Source organism: Desulfobotulus pelophilus, from assembly GCF_026155325.1.
Taxonomy (GTDB): domain Bacteria; phylum Desulfobacterota; class Desulfobacteria; order Desulfobacterales; family ASO4-4; genus Desulfobotulus; species Desulfobotulus pelophilus.
In genome coordinates, this window is the sequence record NZ_JAPFPW010000032.1 from 1 (window position 1) to 15,430 (window position 15,430).

The 15,430-nt window shown below is 53.2% G+C and carries 13 protein-coding genes; 4 read left to right on the top strand and 9 right to left on the bottom strand.

Going from position 1 to position 15,430, the window contains the following annotated elements:
• Window positions 1-434: 434 nt before the first annotated feature.
• Together OOT00_RS15185 and OOT00_RS15190 are read left to right on the top strand one after the other, a co-directional pair.
• Window positions 435-812 (top strand): DUF6678 family protein, encoded by a 378-nt coding sequence (locus tag OOT00_RS15185; protein ID WP_265426269.1) that lies wholly within the window; start codon window positions 435-437, stop codon window positions 810-812.
• 384 nt (window positions 813-1,196) lie between these two features.
• The gene (locus tag OOT00_RS15190) at window positions 1,197-1,847 is read left to right on the top strand and encodes a GNAT family N-acetyltransferase (RefSeq protein WP_265426270.1); all 651 of its coding nucleotides are present in this window, start codon (window positions 1,197-1,199) and stop codon (window positions 1,845-1,847) included.
• 105 nt (window positions 1,848-1,952) lie between these two features.
• On the opposite strand, the gene OOT00_RS15195 is transcribed toward OOT00_RS15190, so the two are convergent.
• The gene (locus OOT00_RS15195) at window positions 1,953-2,588 is read right to left on the bottom strand and encodes a flavodoxin family protein (protein WP_265426271.1); all 636 of its coding nucleotides are present in this window, start codon (window positions 2,586-2,588) and stop codon (window positions 1,953-1,955) included.
• A 170-nt stretch (window positions 2,589-2,758) separates the two neighbouring features.
• Between OOT00_RS15195 and OOT00_RS15200 the strand changes: the two genes are divergently transcribed.
• Both OOT00_RS15200 and OOT00_RS15205 read left to right on the top strand, forming a co-directional pair.
• Entirely contained in the window at window positions 2,759-3,121 is a 363-nt protein-coding gene (locus tag OOT00_RS15200) for a winged helix-turn-helix transcriptional regulator (RefSeq protein WP_265426272.1), read from the top strand.
• Window positions 3,122-3,191: 70 nt separating this feature from the next.
• Window positions 3,192-3,755, top strand: coding sequence for a L,D-transpeptidase family protein (locus OOT00_RS15205; protein ID WP_265426273.1), 564 nt, complete (start codon window positions 3,192-3,194; stop codon window positions 3,753-3,755).
• 81 nt (window positions 3,756-3,836) lie between these two features.
• Here the strand turns inward: OOT00_RS15205 and OOT00_RS15210 are convergent, their stop codons facing one another.
• From OOT00_RS15210 to OOT00_RS15245, 8 genes are all read right to left on the bottom strand, one after another.
• Window positions 3,837-6,068, bottom strand: coding sequence for a molybdopterin-dependent oxidoreductase (locus OOT00_RS15210; RefSeq protein WP_265426274.1), 2,232 nt, complete (start codon window positions 6,066-6,068; stop codon window positions 3,837-3,839).
• Window positions 6,069-6,107: 39 nt separating this feature from the next.
• Entirely contained in the window at window positions 6,108-6,722 is a 615-nt protein-coding gene (locus OOT00_RS15215; protein WP_265426276.1) for a TetR/AcrR family transcriptional regulator, read from the bottom strand.
• A 100-nt stretch (window positions 6,723-6,822) separates the two neighbouring features.
• On the bottom strand, window positions 6,823-7,554 hold the full coding sequence (locus OOT00_RS15220) for a hypothetical protein (RefSeq protein ID WP_265426277.1): 732 nt from the start codon (window positions 7,552-7,554) through the stop codon (window positions 6,823-6,825).
• 196 nt (window positions 7,555-7,750) lie between these two features.
• Window positions 7,751-8,914: a radical SAM/SPASM domain-containing protein gene (locus OOT00_RS15225; protein WP_265426278.1), complete on the bottom strand. Its 1,164-nt coding sequence runs from the start codon at window positions 8,912-8,914 to the stop codon at window positions 7,751-7,753.
• Window positions 8,915-8,982: 68 nt separating this feature from the next.
• Complete coding sequence (locus OOT00_RS15230; protein WP_265426279.1) at window positions 8,983-9,378, bottom strand: hypothetical protein; 396 nt, start codon at window positions 9,376-9,378, stop codon at window positions 8,983-8,985.
• Window positions 9,379-10,271: 893 nt separating this feature from the next.
• Entirely contained in the window at window positions 10,272-12,686 is a 2,415-nt protein-coding gene (locus tag OOT00_RS15235) for an efflux RND transporter permease subunit (RefSeq protein WP_265426280.1), read from the bottom strand.
• A gap of 104 nt (window positions 12,687-12,790) precedes the next feature.
• On the bottom strand, window positions 12,791-13,987 hold the full coding sequence (locus tag OOT00_RS15240) for a hypothetical protein (RefSeq protein WP_265426281.1): 1,197 nt from the start codon (window positions 13,985-13,987) through the stop codon (window positions 12,791-12,793).
• Complete coding sequence (locus OOT00_RS15245; protein ID WP_265426282.1) at window positions 13,984-14,766, bottom strand: outer membrane lipoprotein-sorting protein; 783 nt, start codon at window positions 14,764-14,766, stop codon at window positions 13,984-13,986. Before OOT00_RS15245 ends, OOT00_RS15240 begins: the two co-directional genes overlap by 4 nt.
• Window positions 14,767-15,430: the final 664 nt, after the last annotated feature.

Sequence of the window (15,430 nt, forward strand, 5' to 3'; positions counted from 1 at the left end):
GTCATGAGGTCTATCAGAAAGCCAGAAATGCCCGACCTCAAAGATGGACTTCCGATACAAGGAACTGGCAGCCGGAGCTTGAGGTAGCCCTTAATCCGGGTAAAAAGCAGGGACATCTCATGGAAAAACCCTGCCTTGAAGCTGCCTGAAAAAATCAGGCTCCCGGTGACATCTATCTTGACACTTACCGGGAGTGTCTAAAGTCGACGTTAATGAACAGAATGAGCAGGCGCTGGGTTTTTACCAGTATATTGGTTTTAAAGTTACGGGGCGCTCCCCAGTCGATGGGCAGGGTAAAGCCTACCCGTTGCTGCATATGGCGCTATAAAAATTGAACACGGCCAGCCACAACGACGTATTTTTCGTTGCGGCTTTGCCTTCACTACAAAGCCGCGCATGCTGGCGGCGTTATACGTGTGATTATGAATAAAAAAATGATCAAAATTATTGATAAACGCCAATTGGTTTCAGTAATGAATAAAACGAAATGGCGTGAGCTTTGTGAGGACTTTGAAAAAATCCAGGATCTGTATGTCAACGTTCGTTATAAATTAATCAGTTCGGATCAGGTATATGATTTTGGTCCCGTTTGGTGGAATCTGGTTTTTGACGAGGCAGCCACTATTGAGTGGATGGATTTCAACCCCATCAAAAAAGAACATGCAGGCCGCTTTATCCCAGACAAGGAAACTGACATATCTGAAATAATTCTAAATATATTTAAAAAGCACACTATCCCATATTCAATTGAGCAAAAATACTACAGAGTCTGGGGGTATGTAGGCAAAAATGAGCATCCCACATTCGTATAACCAGCGGCTGCACCGTAGGTCAGGTTGGCCCTTCGGGCAAAAAGGAGAGAACAGGATCAAAGTTAATGGACCTTGCTCATAAGAATATACAGTGGATATTCACACGCTATCCATCACCTGGCACCTAGGGAAGCTGAATGGATATAAATATAAAGTAAATCATACCATGCCCGTGCACTGGATTGCCAGTTTACGCACATGAAGCATATGGCGGAAAATACCTCCCATGACGGTCAACCCCGATCTTCCGATCGCTGGCCTTATTTGCACTGCGCTCCAGCTCACCGGGTACCTTTGTATTCATGCCTCTAAGGACCCATCGTAATAATAACGGACTCAAGTTTCTGACTTGCGATAAAAACGGGTCACCCCATTTTAATGACCATGAAATCAGCCCAACATCTGCCCCTTGGTTTTCGGCCGGCCGCGGCTACCTTTGAGGATGCCCGTTTCTTTGCGCAATCCCTTAACACAGCCAGTGGTGGCCTCCTGCGTTTTCTGTTCGGATCGGCGTACGAAGAGATTCTTGCACAGACCAGTCTGGTTCCCGGCCATGACCTTTCCCTTGAACATGCCCTGATTGCAGAACTTAACGGAAAACCCGTAGCCCTGCTCAGCGGCATGCCCACGGCCGTCATGGCCGATTTTTCACCTGTACTGCGCTGGGCCGCAGGAAGACAGATCTGGCGGGCGGGTATTCTGGCCCTTGCCGCCCTCCCCCTTTTCGAAGCAATGTCAAAGCACAATCCGGGAAACTGGTATCTTCAGGCCCTGAGCGTATCCGAACACCTGCGGGGAAAAGGGGCGGGTTCAAGCCTCCTTGCCATGGCCGAAGAAAGAGCGAAAAACTGTGGCGCCCACCGCATCACCCTGGATGTATCCTCGGGCAATGCAGCGGCACTTCGTCTGTACCAGCGTATGGAATATGAACAGGAAAGTATCTCGTCCAGGGCTTGGCTGATGGGGGGCCTGCGGGTACACCGTCTGGGCAAAACCCTCCGGTTCCATGGAGAAACCGGAATTCCTGAGCTGTAAAAGAATCACAACATTGCAAGAACATCTTCCTCCCGCAGGTTTTCCGTCTCCGAAGACGAAGATCCTGCCTTCCGCCTGAGCAGATCCTTTCCTGTATTCCCACCATCAACGGATAAAGTGCATCCAGACCTTATCTTCCTTTTCAGGTGGTGCAATCACGCCCCTGCCGTTTTCAACCAGCTTCATCAGCCATGCCATATTCCGTCCCAGCGTCCGCATAATCTGCGCCCCTTCCAGATCCCGGGTTGCCTCACCCGGTCGGGTACCATGAATCACATTCCAGTAATTGGAGGTTGGCATCAGCATTTCCGAATAACAGAGAAAGTTGTTGAGCTGATTGAAGGCAGGCAGGCCTCCCGAACGGCGTACGGCCACGAGCGAAGCCCCCACCTTGTGCCGCAGCATGCAACCGTTCATTCCGGCCACATAAAAAGCCCGGTCCAAAAAGGACTTCATGGTTCCTGCTATGGCAGAGTAATGAACCGGAGAACCGAGAAGAATGCCATCGGCCTGTTTCATCAGCTGAATCCACTCATTGACCGGATCCTCTGCCTGAATGCACTGCTCGTTCATGTTTTTCGCACACTGGCCACAGGCCAGACATCCACGGATGGCCTTGTTGCCCACATGGACAATCGCCGTTTCTATGCCCTGCTGCTCCAGCTCAGCAGCCACCATCTGCAAGGCATGAAAGGTATTGCCCTTTTTATTGGGACTGCCGTTAAACGCCACAACTTTCATATGATCATCCCTTTCCTGTCCGGATTCATATGGGAGAGAACCTTTGCTTTCCCATCCTTTTGTGCCATATTTATCCCTAGGTTCCATTCAGTCAATAACGTACTTTTTCAATACTATGTAACTTTTAGGGTACCGTACTATTGGTTCAAACCCGGCAGGGGGACAGACATATGGATCAGAATGCATCCGTAAACGACCTGATTGTGCATCGAGGCAAAGAGTATACATGTGGTATCGACGTAACGCTTGCAGTGGTGGGGGGCAAATGGAAAGCATCCATCCTCTGGCATCTGGCGCAGGAAACCATGCGCTTTTCTGAGCTGCAGCGGCAGTTTTCCGAAACAACCCGCAAAATGCTTACCCAGCAACTGCGCGAACTGGAGGCCGACGGACTGGTTCACCGCAAGATCTACCCCCAGGTTCCTCCAAAGGTTGAATATTCCCTCACGGACAAAGGCAGAAGTATTTATCCCGTTTTAGACATGATGTGCGAGTGGGCAAAGGAACACTTGCAGGACGAAATATCGGGATAACGGACTGTGGTCAGCCACACAGGACGAATCAGGGCCGCATGCATCTTTTTTTAAAAGAACTCCTGGCACTATGGCACAAAAGCCCGACTCCATACCCCGAAGCAAAAAACATACGCGCTTACTGGTGATTCTGCTGCTTGTTTCACTCGCGGGTCCTGCGGGCTGGTTCACGGAAAGACATCTTCCGGTCATGCTGGCCAAAAAGTTACCGGAGGCAGAGTCCGTGCTGGTCATCAAAAGTGAGCGAAAACTTTTTCTTCTCAGGAAAGGAAGCCCCTACCGGACTTACGGTGTCGCCATCGGCGGCAATCCCCTTGGCCCTAAGCAGGAAGAGGGGGATCAACGCACACCCGAAGGTGATTATGTGCTTGACTGGAGAAATCCGAACAGCGCCTTTTACCTCTCTTTGCACCTGTCATACCCCAACAGAAAAGATCAGGACCGCGCCAAAGCCCTTGGCATGGCACCGGGCGGCATGATTATGATTCATGGCCAGCCCAACGGACTGGGCTGGATGGGACCACTGCTCCAGCTTCGGAACTGGACCGATGGCTGCATAGCCCTCACCAATACGGCCATGGCAGAGGTATGGCAGGCCGTACCCGATGGGACCCCCATTCGCATAGAGCCCTGACAACCATCGTTTTTACTGCCCTACCCTCCCTCCACACCTCTTTCCCCTGCCTCCACCAGCATCACCCGACCAGCATGGCTTTCAACAGCCCCCCGCAGGCTGAATGGAAACGGCAATCCCGTTCAGTACGGCATTGCCTGAAACCGGATCCATGGCACGGGGAGTGAGACGGTTGACGTTCACGCCGGGGTGGGTTTCGGCTACGGAAAGTCTTGCACCGGGGTACGTATGTCCCCAGCCGTGGGGCAGACTCACAAGACCCGGCAGAATGCGCTCCGACAGGCTTAGGGGTGCTTCAAGGCTTCCCGCATCAGAAGTAATCCGTACCATCCCGCCTTCCTTGAGGTGCAGGCTTCTGGCATCTTCCGGATGCATCATCAGAGTGCAGCGACTTCCCTTCAGAAGCGACGGAAGATTGTGCATCCAGGAATTATTGGTGCGGAGCTGACGCCGCCCGATGAGCAGAAAAGGCCGCTCCCCGCGATGAACCCTCTCCTCCGCCCTGTCCAGACGACGGATGTCTTCTGCCAGTATCTCCGGCAGAAGATCCATGCATCCGTCCGGAGTGGCCAGCACATCGTTGAGACGGGGTTTCAATGGCCCCAGATCCATCCCGTGGGGCAGTGCGGCCAGCTTTTCAAAGGAAAGCCCATGGGGTTTCATGCCAAAGGCATCCCCATAGGGACCGATTTTCAAAAGAAAATCCAGAATCCGCTCCGGCCCCGGTGGCGGGGTAAGGCCCTGAATCAGCCTATCCGCCGTCACACCTGATTCCTCTCCCAAGGCGGCCACCACCTTATCCGTAAGTCCCCCAAGAATCATCCTTTCCACAAGCTCCGGTGGCGCATCCGCACCCTTTCCCTCCGCAATAAGGGCAAGCCGGGCCAGAATCTCCCACTTGGCTTTCTCCCCATCCGGAACGGGGAAGACCGGAGCACTGTACACCGCCGTATTACGCACGGAAAAACCATGGAAAAAGAAATCATAATGGCCCTGAGAAAGGGGAGAAGCGGGCGGCAGAATCACATCTGCATGGCGGCTTGTGTCGTTGATGTAATAGTCCACCGCCACCTGAAAATCCAGTTCTGAGATAGCAGCATCCAGCCGGTCGCTTTCCGGCAGGGCGATGACGGGATTGCCTGCCACCGTAATCAGCATACGTACCTGCCCTTCCCCCGGAGTTTCCATTTCCTCGGCAAGAACGGATGCTGGCAGCTCGCCCATGACCTCCGGCGCTCCGGAAACCCGCGAGTGCCAGCGTCCCGTAACAAAACCCTTTTTGGACGTGGCCTTTGCCTGCATGTGGGCAGCCAGGGGAAATCCCGTGCCTCCGGGAGCATCAAGGTTGCCGGTGAGAAGATTCAGCACCTCGATGGCCCAGCAAGCAAGGGTACCATGGGCCGTGACCGATGTCCCCATACGGCCATAGAGGGCAGAAGGCCTGGTGAAGGCAATACGCTCTGCCAGATCCTGCACGGCTTCCAGCTTCATGCCACAGACCCCTGCGGCCCGCTCCAGAGTAAAGGGGCTGACCGCTTCTTTCAGCCCCTCCAGATTCCGGAGTCTGACATTCAAAGCTTCCGTACGGACCGCATTTTTGTCAAAAAGATACGAGATCAGTCCCAGAAGAAGATAAACATCCGTTCCCGGCTGAATGGGCAGGTGGATGTCTGCAACTTCCGCCGTGCGGGTACGCATGGGATCAATCACCATGCAGGCACCGCCCCGTTCCTGAAGATCCCGGATACGGCGGCGCATGTCCGGAGCCGTCATGAGGCTGCCGCCCGATACCAGGGGATTGCCGCCGAAAATGACAAAAAGCTTTGTCCGGTCAATGTCCGGCACAGGAATGGCCACAGGGCTTCCATAAAGAAAACCACAGGCCGCCTGCTTGGGGATCTGGTCCACACTGCTTGCCGTATAGATGTTCCGGGTTTGTAAAGCCCGGATCAGGGGAGCCATGAAAAGGGCTCCGGCCATGGTGTGGGTGTTGGGATTGCCAAGATAAAGCGCCACGCTGTTTTTGCCATGGGCGGCCCTCACCCGCTCCAGGCCCTCTTCCACCTTCCGGAAGGCCGTATCCCAGTCCACGGTTCGGAACCCGCCTGCTTCTCTGATCACCGGCTTTCTGAGGCGGTCTTTGTCTTCATGGAACTCTTTTAAGGCAATACCCTTGGGGCAACAGAACCCCCGGCTCAGCACGTGGTCTTTGTCACCGCGTACCTGCACCACTTCCTCACCGGAAAGGGTGAGCTCCAGACCGCACCCCGCCTCACAAAAGGGGCAGACCTTATAATGTATCCGGGTTTCCATTGTACTTCTCCCTCACAACAGATCCTTATCAGGCGAGCCTCAAACCGCAGAACGGAGCTCCGCTTTCAGGCCGGCAACACAAAGTTCCAGAATGTCGATGTCCCGCTTCAGGCGGGCCAGCAATATGCCGCCCTCCACTCCGGTGAGAATACGGAGGGCAAGGGTCCGGGAAGAATCCACGGGTGCCAGGGACCCGTCTTCCACGGCCCTTTCTATCCAGAGACCCATACCGGCAAGGCTCTCATCCAGCACGCGGGAGACCGCTTCCGCCACACCGGGGACCGTATCCGCCGTTTCCATGGCCAGATTACCGAAAAGGCATCCTCCGGAAAGACCGTTTTGCCTGTGAAAATGCAGCACCCCGTTCAGAAGACGGCACAGGCGATCCCCGTACAGCCCCCTTCCCGCCCTTTTAACGAGGTAGGTGCGGTACTCCTGCCAGGCCCATTCCACCACTGCCACCACCAGAGCTTCCTTTCCCGGATAATGGAAATACAGATTCCCCTTCTGCACACCCGTGGCGTCTGTGATATCCCGCAGGGTTGTGGCATGGTACCCTTGGGTGTTGATCAGCTTCAGGGTGGCGGCAAGAATGTGGCTTCGGGTACAGGCACCTTTGGTCATAACTTCTTTTTTCTGGCTGTCTCGTTTCATGGGGGGAGCCTAGCAAAAATGTACCGAACGGTCTATTTTTTCCTATACCTGCCTCCATAAGGCAGATCTGCGGAAGAATTCCTGAAAAAGGGAGAAAGGGTCAGGGCAGCAGATAGGTAATGTGATCCGAAAGGCGGGAGTGCTGACAGGCAGGCTCCCCTGCTATGCAGTCAAAAACATCTTTCCATGTCAACAGGGTAATCTCCTCACGAACCCGATGATGATCTACGGACAAAGGATTTCGGTTCCTTTTCAGATAGTAGAGATGAACTTCCTTGATATCATGGAAAGAATCAATGCCAGCCCATCCTGCCCCGCCTGCATCCAGCAGATCTCTCAAAAACAGGAAATTCTGAATCTGCTGAGCGGCATTACCGCTTTCCAGCTTTGCCTCCACAAAATGCAGGCTGTCACCGGTAATCATCATCAGATCCTGTCTCATATTAAAAACAGCTCTGAGCTTTTTGGCGCTTTGATCCTCGGGAGAAAGCCCGCTCCAGTTACCGGGCGATTGAATATAGCCCCGTTTCGAACGATAATCCTCCCGGTCTGTCACATCCCTGAAATCAATATGAAGCAGGGTACACAAAGTTCTGAGGTATTCTTCCCTCTTCCCGTTCAGCTCCTGCTTCTTCCGCTGTCCGGGCTTTCCAAAGGTCATCCAGTAATCCCTGATCACGGAAGCTTCCGTATAAATTTCAAAATTTTTACAGCTTTTTTCTCCCATAGGGGGGAACAGTTCTGCTGCCAGCACGGGGTTGTCCTGCAGTGCACACATAATTTGTGAGCAGAAAAACCTTTCTTCCCTGTTAAAAAAATAACGCTTCCTCATTTCATCTCCTCGCCGCACAGACATGATCATACAACCCAATTACCCTGATACAGGGTCCGGGTATTGCCACCTTTTTTCCCGTACTCCGGATATCCCCCCCATGTGTATCACCGGAAAAAAAAGCAAACCAGCTCTGTTTACCCGTCACCCAAGGTATCTGCCTGCCGTTTCGCTCCGCCACTCTCACCCATCCTTTCTATCCTGCCTGCAGGGAAACCTCCTTTTCAGATACAAAAGAGCAGGGCATATCCATGCAGGCAAGCAGCCTTTCCGGAGCCAGTTCCTGCAATCGTCTGGCAAGGTAGGCAAACATAATTTTTCTGGAGTGGCACTCATCTTCCGAAACCATCAGTCTGCCCTGTTCGTAATAGGCATACTCCGGACAGCCCCCCCTGCAAAGACTGTAGTAGGAACAGCCGCTGCAACGGGTATGCACTGCCTGACGCCAGCGGTTTCTCAAATCTTGCATACGGGAGGAGTTGAATATCTCTTCCATGCTCATTTCCTGAATGTTACCCAGATAAAATTCCGGCCCTACAAGGGAAGAGCAGGGATACACTTCACCGTCCGGGTAGATGGAAAGGTAGCGGGTAAAACAGGGCCCCTTATAGGTACAGATGGAGGGCGGCACACCCAACAGGCCCTGCAACATGCTCCCTATGGGTTCTATATGCTTGATTGTATGATCATTTCTCAGCCAGAAATCGAAGACCTCCATCAAAAAAGCCGTCCACTGATCGGCACGGATGCCAAGGTCCGGCGAATTCGCTGTCTTTTTAAAAGGAAGAAACGAAACACCACTGATGCCAAGTCCGCTAAGCCTCTGCAGCATCCCCTCCGCATCTCCCACATTCTCACAGGTGACCACAGAAATCACACCGGCCGAACTTCTTACGGATTGTAATCTCTGAATACTCTGCTCCACACAGGGCTCCGTAGCACGACCCGTTACAAACGGACGGGAAGGACTCTGTTCCCTTTGATTGGCATCGTAGCTGATACCCACCTCAAAGCCATGGCTCATGAGGATATCGATGAATTGCCTGCTCAACAAAGTGCCATTGGTCTGAATACTGTTGCTGACCTTCTGATCGGAATCCCGCCGGTACAGACTCTGCAACATGGAAATGTACGGATAATACCCCATACCGGCCAGCAGGGGTTCACCGCCATGCCAGACATAATTGATCCGGGAACAGGCTGCCTGCGCTTTGGAAATGATGTTTTCAAGAACCCCCAGATCCATCAGTGGATTCTGCTGTTTACAGGTTTTATCAACATAGCAGTATCGGCAGGCCAGATTACAGCCCCTTGTCACCTTGACAATCAGAGTTACGGAATCCGAGAAATTGCCACCCATAAATGTCTCCTGTTCTTACGTACAGGCAGGAGAAGGACCTGTTCTGCCTTCTCCTGCACAGTACCATCTTATCCGATTCTGCCACCAGCCGCCTGCAGCCTCTCAATCAGCGCATTTTTGGCGGCAATCTCCGCCTTCAGCTTTTCCGCCTCCAGAAAAAGGGTTTCCTTGGTAAAATCCTCCGGTCTGATTTTTGTCAGAAGGGCAGACCGCGTATCGCTGTAATGATTCTTGTAACCATCCTCACTATAGGAATCCCGATACTGCTCGTTATGGCCACCTCCTTCCCTATAGGTATCCCTGTAATCCGCAACGGAGCTGATCTCACCCAGATCTATGGCCCGCAGCGTTCTTTTTTCTCCCATGGCTGTCAAAGCAGAATTCAGTACGCCCCGAAGGTTTTCGCTGACTACCTTGGAAACCTCCTTTGCGATCTCCATGTTTTCCCTTTTATCACCGGTCATGATACTTCCTTTCAATTGTGATATGGAAACTGCCTGCTGGTACCCCTGTATGCCAAATGACTTACGCTGGCATCACCTCCTTCCCTCCTTCTGCTACGAAAACGCTATGGGTACACAAACCAGCCGTCATCAAATTCTTTCAACAAAGAAAAAACATGAGCGGGCGGTTCCACCTTTTCCATACAGGAAAAGCAACCACCGGTTTTCGTGATCATGCACAATCAACCTGGGCCATACAAGATGACAAGACTCTGAAAAGACTGCCTGAAATGGGCCATTCAGGTCCATGAAGAATCGCACGGCCCTTAGGCCTGATCGCGAAAGCAACATGAACAACGTTTCAGAAGAACCCACAAAATAACAGCCTCAGGGACATCAAAGACTCCGCAGAAGAAAGAAGGCCAAAATCGCTTGCCCATAGACCGGCACAGATGACTGTGCCTTTGCTTTACTGCCGGATTCATGGTTCGCTAAGACAGGAAAAACAGAAACTGTATGAAGGCAGGCCAGATTCGCATAACGGCCCGGATGGTGTCATCATCAGGACAGACGGAAAGGGCGGGAATGTGGGAACACCATCCATTGAAAAAACGTATCTTTTCATAACGCCTGCAAAGCGTAATGGCAAGATATTTTACGACATAGCGGATTATACCTTTGATTTCAAAAAACCTGCAACGCAAAACTCCCATCATTACCGGATCGTGAATGGATCAAAAAACCATATCGCCAGCACAGAATCTTTTTTCTCCCCATTCAACAGAAAAAGGGTGCCATGTGGACCAGCCATCAGAAAAGACGCCATCATTGCATGAAAACCTCTTTGACAACGTATCCGGTACAGCATTGAACCTGTACCGGATAGGTATGAACGGAACTTCATCCTGAAAAATTCAAGCGATACCTTCAACCGTCTTGATGCCAGTCCTGCAGCCTCCTTCTTCAGCTAGAACCTCGTCTTTTCCACTCCTTTCCTTTCCAAAGGCGCGGGTAGCCTTCAGGAGAACAGGGGTCACCAGACCATCGGCAAGGAGGGCCGCGGTAATGCCAAGGGCGGTGAGAAGTCCCAGGTTCACGTACACCTTGGCAACGGATGTGAGATAGACGGAAAAATTGGCTATGATCACAAGGGAGGTCATCACAAGGGATAAGCCTATGGTCATGAAGGTACGACGCATGCTTTCTGCATACGAGCCGCAGCGCTCAAAGGCCAGCCGGGCATGACTGATGAAGTGGATGGTATCATCCACGGAAAGCCCCAGCAGCATGGGCATGATGGTGATGGTCATCATATCCAGAGGAATCCCGCACCAGCCCATGACCCCACCCACTGCCAGGGCGGGTGCGATGTTGGGAATCATGGAGATCAGCCCCATGCGCAGGGAACCGAACACAAAGCCCATGAGCAGGGAAACAATGCAAAGAGCCATACCAAAGCTCATCAGCTGACCTTTGGAAACAAGATTCTGCATCACCGTAAAACGGGCAACGGAACCCGCAAGGCCCACGTGGGCTTCCGGAAAAAGACTTTTAGCCCTCTTTTTCACATACGCAAGTTCCTCTCTGGCTCCTCTGGAATTGTAATCGCCCATTTCCACCATCACCCGCAGCCGCCTGTCCTCATAATCCGTCCATCTGCGGGCTTCCTCACCGCCCCCGTTCTCATAGAGAAGCAAAAGCTGGGCTGTCATTTCACGGGTTTCCGGCAGGGCATAAAAGGCCGGATCCCCATCATGCACAACCTGATTCAGATCCTTGATGATGGGAAGAATGGAGGTGGTTTTCTTTGTCAGGGGAAGGGAGTCCATCTCCTGAATGAGGGTTTCCAGCCTCCGCAGCACATGGGGTTCTCTGATCATGCCCTCCGCATCAAAGGTGAGCAGCAGGTCCCAGGAATAAAGCGAGCCCACCTGGGAGTGGCCCACCTGATCAATGCGGGCCACATAGGGAATTTTCAGGCCAAAGGTTTTGCGGATGTCAAAGCTCACCTCAAGGCGAAAAATTCCCGCCGAAAGAATGAGGGTGAGGATGGCAAAACCGAGCAGAATCTTTTTGGGATGCCGCATCACGGAAACGCTGGCAGCGGCCAGCATGTTTTCCGCAGGTCCCGCCGCCTCTTCCCTCTTTTTGCCGGAGACCTTTTCCAGCCCCGGCCCGAAGGAAAGCAGTACGGGCAACAGTGTTCCCACCATCAGCCAGACCATGGCCACAAGGCCTGCGGCGGTCATGCCCGTCCAGCGGATGGGCTTCACATCCACCAGTAAAAAAGCCATGAGCGCCCCCATGGTGGTGAGGGCCGTAAAGGCCATGGGCCACCCCGTTTCCGCGACAGCATGACGAACAGCCCCTTTGCGGTCTCCCGTGCGGTAAAGTTCCCGATAGAAAAAACGAAAAAGATGAATGGCATAACCTATGGATACGGCCACTCCCATATATACAGGCACCAGCACCATGGAAGGATCCATGGTAACCCCCATCCACCCCTCAATGCCAAAAACCACAAGAATGGCAAGCACCGCTGTCACAATGGGATAAATTACCCCGACAAGGGTGCGCAGGGCAATACCAAGAACAAGGGCCGTCACCACGATGGACAGCATCATGTTCCGGACCGTCTCTTTTTTAAAAAAAGCCGTTTTGTCCGCACTGATAACGGGCATACCACTGGCCATGGGCTGGAGAATGGCAAACTCCGGACGGTTGACAATGGAAAGGGCCTTTTCTCCGATGGCCATATCCATGCCATTGCCATGTTCATCCCGCAGACCTTCGGCATAGGGTTTCAGGCGCAACAGCACCCATGCCTCCTTTGCGTCTTCGGACACAAGCCTTCCGGCAATCATGGGACGGGAAAGCCCTTTTTTCTTCAGCGCTTCCAGAAGAGGCACATCCCCCGGCACGGGATCAGGAATCAGCTGGCCCACATGAATGCCGAAGTCATCTCCTTCCGTAAATTCCATATCCGCAATGGAAAGAACGGCATCCGCATAGGGAACCTCCCTTTCCAGCGCCCTGCCAAGGGCGCGGATGCGGGTCAGGACCTCCGCATCAAAAATATTCTCTGCGGTCACCAGCACGGCCACATACTCGTTGTTGCCGAATATCTCCTTAAAGGCCTCTTCGCTCTTTCGCATGGGGTCATCCTCCATGAACCAGTTTTCCGAAGAGGTGTCGAGACCGATGCGCGGCAAGCCCGCCATACCAAAACCCACCAGAACAGAAAAAAAAAGAATCACAGCCCAGCGCCAGTTCAGCAAATGCCGGGCCAGCCTGTCAAAAATCCTGTGCATGAATTCGGACTGCATCATGACCTGCTCCCTTGTTTTAAAATGATACTCCGTCAACACAACCTTCACGGCTCTCTACGCCATGGGCTGCCCGTAACGGGAGCCCACCTGAAAAAACACGGCCCTCACCAGTCCATGGAGATTTTCCACCACAGCTGAGAATGATCTCTGTAAGGGCCAAAGCGTTTTCCCTGCCCCTCAAAGAGATGCAGCCCCAGCGCAAGGCGCACCCCATCCCGGATTTCCCAGTCCAGAACCGTTCTTGCGTACACATCGGAATCCGATGGATCATAATAGACAAAACCAGAAAGCTTCAGCCTTTCCCGGAAAAGCTTCTGCTCCGCATTCAGGGTGAAAAGGGATGAGAATGTTTTCTGCTCCATGGAGGCAGTAGCCCCCGGAACCCAGTCCCCCATGGCCTGAAATCCCAGTGTTCTATTGCCCGAAAGGGTGAGGTCACAGCCCGCCAGCAGCATCCAGCGATCCCGCTCCTCCGCCAGCCCCCCATCCCGGCTGTTCCACCACCACCCGTCAAACCAGGCCGTTTCCAGCCGCCACACCGCATCCCCCGCGGGAAAGGCCGCATCGGCCCCCAGCATCAGGGTTCTGGGGTAAGACTTTCTCTCCGCCTCCTTCATCACAGCCGTTTCCATGGGTGCCGAAAGGGCATACAGGGAAAAATCAAAGGCCGAGGCATAGTGGCCGAGACGAAGCCCCAGACCCATGGCATCCAGACCATCGGGCTTTTCTTCCTCAGGGCCAGTCCCCGCACCCAGCCACCATGGAGAATCCTTTCCGGGATATTTTCCCCCATGGAAACGCGGTATCCAGATAAACTCCAGCTCTCCCTTTTCCAGCCATCGGCTGGCGCGAAGGCTGTCTACACCCAGCCGGATTTCCTCCAGCTCCCGTGTTACGGACTCCCGGCTGTCCACCGGCGAAAGCCGATCCACAATGCGCAGCCCGTCGGCCCGGCCCCAGATGAGAATCTGCCGCCCTGCCCTTGCCTCCCAACCCTGGGAGCGGAAGGTGACATAGCCTTCCCGCACACGCAGATCGGAGTCGTCGGGAATCCGGAAGTTTTCCACAGCTTCCAGGGTAAAAAGTCCGTCCAGGGATTCCCCCAGCCAGCCGGATGTCAAAGAAAGCATGGCCCTTGACGTCACCACTTCCGAACAATCCGAAAGCCGTACCCCATGCACCCATTCCCCATGGGCCTCGGGCCTACGCCACTCAAAGGCAGAAACCGGCTCTACCCTGACAAAAAGAAGCCCGGAAAGGACTGTCAGACCCCACAGCAACAAAACGATACTTCGTTTCATGGCTGAACCTGACGCAGCCGGGCCGGAGAGAAAATTTCCGGATCCATGTCTGTGTCGTAGCTCGTTTCCCGGTTCTCCATGATGGTTCTGTGCCTGCGCACCGTATCGTTCATCTCAGAGTGAAGCACGGTCCAGAAGCCCTGCACCTTTTCCGCCTTCCGCACGCGAAAGACCTTCAGCAGCCCGTCTCTGTCGTAGTATTCCGCCTTCACAACAAGGTCAGCGTCCTTTCGCACCCAGTAACGCACCTTTTCATAGGCAGGGTCTTCCCCAACAGACCGGGACAGCACCACCCAGCAGACAAAGCCATCCAGCTCCTCGACCCCTTCTAGGATGTGGGTATCCTGATCCACATGGCGCTTTCCCATGTCATCATAGGAAAAATCCGATCCCATGAACCGCTCCCGCCGGGCGGCTCCGCTGATACGGCGGATACGGCGCAGGGCAGGCATCCAGAGCCACTTGTCGTCTTCCTTATCCAGTTCATGGTAGTCATAGGATAAAAAAGCCGTGCCCCGCACATCACCGGGCTGCAGAAACACCATGAGCGTACGGACATCCCGGCCCTCATCCATGGACCGGCTCCGCATTTCCCGAACCCTGCGGCCCCCCCGGCTGTCTTCCAGGGTCATGGTCAGAATGGCACTGCGGTTATCCCCATTGGGCCTTTCATCCACCCGCACCATCACCTCCCTTCCCGTAAGCTCCGCCCCTTCCGCCTGTACGCGGAAGGGCAAAGCCAGCATGAATACTCCCAGCACCATCCATCCATATCTCATCCAAAACCTCCTTTTATCTTACTTCTACCCCCACTGCCCCTGCTTCCACCGCCCCGTTCGGGAAAGGCTCTGCCCGAATCCGAAAAAAAGGCGGCTCAGCCACTTCTGCTGCCGCGGCTTTGTCCACAGCACCAAATTCGTAGACTCAAAACTATTTTTGGAGTAATGAAAATTCTTATAAAGAGCTAGCCCGCCATTACTTTTATGATGGACGGTGGATTACGGTATGTGGAAAAAAACAGGAAACCGAAACAAGGGGAGGCGGATGTGTGTGGAGGAAGATTTTGGGGCGCAATCGCAAGAATGGAGTGGGTAGGGGACAGAAAAATGCCGCGGGAAAAGACTTGCCATCACAAAGGGGGTGATATACGAAAATTGAATCGTTTTTTCAGGTGCCATGCATGCCGGTATTTTCTGAAGAAGGCTTGCCACGGGGGCTGAAAACTGGATTGAGGGAGTTCTGTGGATAATATGCAAAATTGCCGATTATCCTGTTATAGGATAATGGTGGTCATATATTGCCCGGTTTTTTAAAACTTGAGGGATATACAGATCTGTACAATAACTTGTTATACGGTGGGCCTAGTAAGTCCACTTCGATCCTAAGCGGACGTAGCGGGCAGTATTTAGGAATATTAACTCAAGTTTCGGACTTGGCACAATA